The 5288-nt window shown below is 62.7% G+C and carries 3 protein-coding genes; 1 reads left to right on the top strand and 2 read right to left on the bottom strand.

Features of this window, described 5'->3' with window-relative positions; translation table 11 throughout:
* Positions 1-633: 633 nt before the first annotated feature.
* On the bottom strand, positions 634-1602 hold the full coding sequence (locus tag AC5JJ6_RS40215) for a sugar-transfer associated ATP-grasp domain-containing protein (RefSeq protein WP_496047425.1): 969 nt from the start codon (positions 1600-1602) through the stop codon (positions 634-636).
* A 221-nt stretch (positions 1603-1823) separates the two neighbouring features.
* Here AC5JJ6_RS40215 and AC5JJ6_RS40210 point away from each other — a divergent pair, with 221 nt between their 5' ends.
* Positions 1824-2864, top strand: a complete 1041-nt coding sequence (locus AC5JJ6_RS40210) for a sugar-transfer associated ATP-grasp domain-containing protein (RefSeq protein ID WP_496047426.1) — start codon at positions 1824-1826, stop codon at positions 2862-2864.
* Positions 2865-3089: 225 nt separating this feature from the next.
* Here the strand turns inward: AC5JJ6_RS40210 and AC5JJ6_RS40205 are convergent, their stop codons facing one another.
* On the bottom strand, positions 3090-4886 hold the full coding sequence (locus tag AC5JJ6_RS40205; protein WP_496047424.1) for an ABC transporter ATP-binding protein: 1797 nt from the start codon (positions 4884-4886) through the stop codon (positions 3090-3092).
* Positions 4887-5288: the final 402 nt, after the last annotated feature.

The following is a 5288-nucleotide window of genomic DNA, read 5'->3' as shown; positions in this document are numbered from 1 at the left end:
CAACAGCGTCGAATCAGAACGCGCGATTCCAAGCAACATCAAAGTGCTCTAGGTCTGCACCCAACGGAACGCCGTGGTATGCGTCACCTCAATGCCGCGGCCGGCTAGCATGAGTTCGAGATCGCGGTAGCTTACCGGGGATATAAAATATCAGCGGACTGCCCAAAGGATCACCTCCGCCGTGAACCGTCACCCTTGAAGGGCTGACCCGGTCTTACCGAGGTCACCCGCCCCCGTCTCGTCATACCGCGGCTTGTACCTGCTCAGAACGGGAAATGAGGCGGTTCAAGTCGGCGCGGCAGGTGCAGCGCTTCCTCTCTGCCCATGACCAGATCAACAACCTCTTTCACCTTCGCCGCGACCACGTTACCGCCGACCAGCATCGCGGCACCAGGGCTCGGGCGTCCAACGTATGGGCGGTCATCAGCGGGGCTGCCACTACCCGAACTCTGCTGCACCACCGCTCTCAGCGTGTCAGTGCCGCGCCTCTGGGGTCAGTAAGTTGACGGTGCCCTTCTGTCTTGTCTGGATGCCGCAGCGCTTTCCGATGCACTACGCCCGCATTCGCCGTGCTTAGGCCGCAGGCCGGGTTTGCCGTTTGTCACGGAGCTGCCCAGGCTGATGGCGTTTCGACTAAAGCAGCTCCTCGAAGAACGCCCTGCAGCCATCATCTTTCAACAGCGGCTGGTAGAGCTGGAAGAGGCGAAGGCTGGGAAAAGCGTTTCCTTCGATGACGACCGGGCCGTCGTCGGTGATCGCGATGTCCCAGCCGACATAGCGCAGGAAGGGAAAATGCTGGCACAGCGCGAGGCTGAGAGCCTTGGCCGCCTCCCAATGCGCAACCTGAACGCCTTCGACACGCGCATGCGTATCCGGATGGTCCTGGGTTCGCACAAGCTGGTTGCCCGCGCCGATGGACATTAGCGCGTCGAGTTGGCCGCTGACCAAGTCGACGCGGGCAACAACCCCTCCGGCGCTGAAATTATCGACGCCGCGGGTGTTCGAGGTGCCGAAGCGGTGTACCGCAGCGGCCACGAGCGGCACCCCATCGCTCGGGATGACGGTGAGGATGCGGACCGTGTTGAGAGAGCCGGCGAAGATGCGCGCGGCGTACTCGGCCTGCCGCACATAAGAGCTTACGAGGACATCGTCGCCGCGAGGGGCGTGAAGCTCGGTCGCGGCCCGAATGAACTCGATCGACGCTCCCTTCTTGCCTCGGATGGGTTTGACGACCACCGTCGCACCTTCCGCCAGGGCACCCTGGAGCGCGGCTTCGCCGTCTGCCAGCCAATGCCATCGCGAGTGGTGAGTGTAGCCGAAAATCCGTGGATGCGGCGCGCCGACCGCCGTCATGAGGTAAGAGAAAACCAGCTTGTTGCCTAACACATAGGCATGCTCGGCATTCAGTCCGAAGAGGCCAGTCTCGCGGTGGAAGTTGGAGATGCACCCTTCGGTGGACCCATGCGCCTGATAATACCAGGAGGCTTCGAGCGGATGATATCCCTGGAGAAGGTACCGCACGCGCTGGCCGATAGGCATGTCGGGCGCCCCGTGCGCCGTCTCCAGCAGGAAGCGAAAGGCATGCTGCCGTGCAAAGCGCAAGCTTCGCTTTGCTTGCCTCGCGTACTTTCGCCAATGCATTTCGACACAGTCTCCACCGGCTTCGTGTGAGGACTGCTTATCCGGTGAAGTTGCGGAACGGCAGGGTCAATTTTAATGTGCCGGATGACAAGTGAGCTAACACCGTCATGGGTTGGCGCATTCGAATGCGGCTTCCGTGAGCCGAGGCGAACGGAAACCACTCTAGGAAAGAGCGAAGCGTGATGTCGATCCGAAGCGCCCTGCATTTTCTGCGGCTTTTGCGCAGACTGTACCACATGGAACGGGGCTTCGCCCACCGGTCCTTCGCTCCCGGCCTTTGGGCCAACGGCTTCTTCTCGCAGCGGAGCGTGCTCTATCCATTCGACCGGTTCGAGCGGCGCTGGTTCCTCAGCGACTGGGAGATCGAGACCCGACTGGAACGCGTGAATGACCCATCGGCGATCGCGTTGCTAGAGAACAAGCTCCTTTTCCACCTCATATTGGGCCGTGGGGCTCTGGCCAGGTCGACACCGGACCTCACAGGCTTCCTGATCAAGGGCGAGTTCTACCCACTTGGCGATTCGCCCTCGCTCGACGACGCCTTGCAGCGCTTCGGGCGGCTTGTCTGCAAGCCGATCGACGGCGCCGGCGGCAGGGATGTGAGCGTGATCCGCAGCGCTGCCACCGTGCCGAAAAAGGGCTCCTACCTGATCGAGGCATTCGTGCAGCAGCACGACTACGCCGCCGCAATCTTCCCTGGCTCCCTCAACACGATCCGCATCGTCACCATGGCCGAGCCGGGCGAAGCCTTCATCGCCGGCGCGGCGCATCGCTTCGGCTCAGAGGCCAGCGCGCCTGTCGATAATTTCAAGCGCGGCGGCCTGTCCGCGCAGGTCGATCTGCAAACCGGGCGCCTGTCCGCCGGGCGCTCGAATCCTGGCCTGCACAAGGAGCATGTGCATACTCGCCACCCGGAGACGGGTGCGCCGATTGCCGGAGTTCAGGTGCCCATGTGGGAGGACGCCAAGACGCTCGCCGTGAGGTTGGCCGCGCTCTTCCCTGGCTTGCAACACATAGGTTGGGATATCTGCATCACCGAGAAGGGCCCGCAAGTGATCGAGGGCAACAGCCGCCTCCCCAACCCCAACCTCATCCAGGCCCACAGCCCGATCCTGCTCGATCCGAAGGTCCGCGCCTTCCTGCGGCGCCACGGCGTGTTGTCGGAGCGACGCGTGATGCAGCTGGCGTCCCGGAGCCAATCTCGAGCAGGCGCTTCCCATTAACGGGCGCGTGACCTCGACCATGATCCGCGATCACCGGATCACGGTCCAGCCTGGTGCGCGGTCGCGTGATCCACGCTTCCAGCCGTTCCGGCGCCCAACAGTCACGCTCCGGTATCCTGCCTCTGAGCTTTGCGGGCTTTGCCCGCGGGCAAGCGTCTGGGCAGGCCGCTGAAGCCATGGCTGCTACGCCGGTCTCGAAGTCCGCCAGGCTACGGGATAACCGCGTCACAGCGTCGCCTCATGCATTGCGCGAAATTCGCTGTTGGTTTCCACCAGCTCGTCATAGGTCCCGCAGGCCGCCAGCCGCCCATTCTCGAACAGGAAGATTTCATCACAGTGGCGGACCGTGCTGAGCCGATGCGCGATCAGGATGATGGTCTTCTGGTGGCCTAAGTCCTTGACGGCATCCATGACCGCCCGTTCGGTAAGGTTATCGAGGGCGCTCGTCGCCTCGTCGAAGACGAGGATGTCGGGGTCGCGGTACAGCGCGCGAGCGATCCCAATGCGTTGACGCTGGCCACCCGACAGCCGGGTCCCACGCTCGCCGACCATCGTCATGTAGCCATTCGGCAGGCTGCGCACCAAGTCGTCGAGCCGGGCGATCCGGACGGCCCGCTCCAGCGCGGCAGGATCGACCGCCTTCGACTCGATGCCGAAGGCGATGTTGGCGGCCAACGTATCGTCCGTAAGAAAGATCGTCTGCGGCACATAGCCGACGGATTTCTGCCAGGCTCCGAGATTGCTGCTGTCGATGGCGACGCCGTCGACGTGTAAGGTGCCGCGGTCGGGCTGGAGAAGGCCGAGGATCACATCCGCCGCCGTGGTCTTGCCGGCGCCTGTGGAGCCTACGAAGCCTACGGTCGTGTTCGCCCTGATGGTGAGGCTCAAACCATCAAGGGCGGGGCGCCCAGCAGCGGGATAGGTCAGGGAGATGTTGTCCAGCCGCAGGCTCCGCCGGATCGAGATGGGCTGGGCCTGGCTGTGATCGGGCGCCTGGGCGGAACCAAGCTCGGCCAGTTCCGCCTGGAGGGAGGTCAGCGCGGGGCTGCCGAAGCGAAGCGCAGCGAAGCCGCCGTAAACCTGCTGAATAGTGGGAAACAGGCGTACAGCAGCAAGCGCATAGATGCCGAGGACGGGGATCACGGCGGCGAGGTCGCCGCTGCCCGATATCAGCAGCCAAATCACAAAGAGCAGCATACCGCCGAAGGCAGCGGCCTCGAGGACATGCCGCGGCATTTCGCTGATCGTCGCCATCGCCGCCTGGCTCTGCGCCAGGCGGGCGGCGGGTTCGTGAAGGCGCCGCAGGAAAACCCATTCGAGATTGAGAAGCTTGACTTCCTTGATGCCGCCTAGAGCCTCCTGCATGATCTGGAAGCGTTGCCGGTTCGCCTCGATCCGGACCTCTCCCAAGCTGTTCAGGCGGCTTCGGACGAAGAGGAAGATCAGGCCGTAGCTCGCACCAATCAGGATGGATGCGGCGAGCGCGGCCAATGGCTCCACGGCGACGAGCAGGAGAATCAGGAACACCGCGACCACGATATTGCCCATGAGGCGCATCGCGGCAGCGATCGGGCCATTCACAACCTCGATCACCTCGGAGAGAACCTTCCGGCCAAGCTGGGCCGTGTGACGAGTCAGGTACCAGCCATAAGGCTGTGCCAGGTACCCGTTCAGCAATCGGGTCGCTAAACTGACGCCCTGCCGCCGCGTAAACCGCGTTAGGGCATAGAAGGTCGCTGCCCGGAACGCGATCCCGAACACCACGAAGCAGAACACGGTCGCGCCAAGGAATGCCAGGAAGGCGTTTCTCTCAGTGAAACCGAACTCCGAGTAAATTTTAGCCAGCGTCCCGTTTCGGACGATCACATCCGGATTAGCGACCACAGCTAAGAATGGCAATATAGAAGCGACACTGAAGACATCGACTATGCCCATCGCAAAAATCAGGCCGACGAGTGCATAGAAGTGGCGGCGTTCCGCCGGGGTCAGAAGTCCAATGATTTGACGATATGTCTTGAGCATGCTGCGGTTGCTCCAATGTCACCATGACCGGGGTGCTATGCGGCCTCGGCCACCAGGGCGGTCCGCTTATCACAGATGAGGCCCCTTGTCCGGGCGGGGCCCGGGCGACACCGTAACTCGTCCGCCATCGGCCCTGGATGGCTCGTCCCGGCGTTGTCAGGTTGTCAAGCACCGGGAGAAATGACGTGGTTGGGCCAAGTTGGGCGGATGCCGGTCGAGCCCACCGCCTACCCCGGCTACCGCTCCCAACCGAGGTTATCCACTATGCTATCCGGCTCTATTACCTGTTCAGCCTGACCTTGCGCGCCATCGCGCTGATCCTGGCCGAGCGCGGCGTTGTCGTATGTCTTAGAGCATTTCAGGTTTAGTCGAACGCGTAGCCTGAGTTGGCAAGGTAGTTCT

This window comes from Skermanella sp. (genome assembly GCF_059503625.1).
The sequence above is the reverse complement of the archived record's forward strand: the minus strand, read 5'-3'. Positions and strand labels throughout refer to the sequence as shown.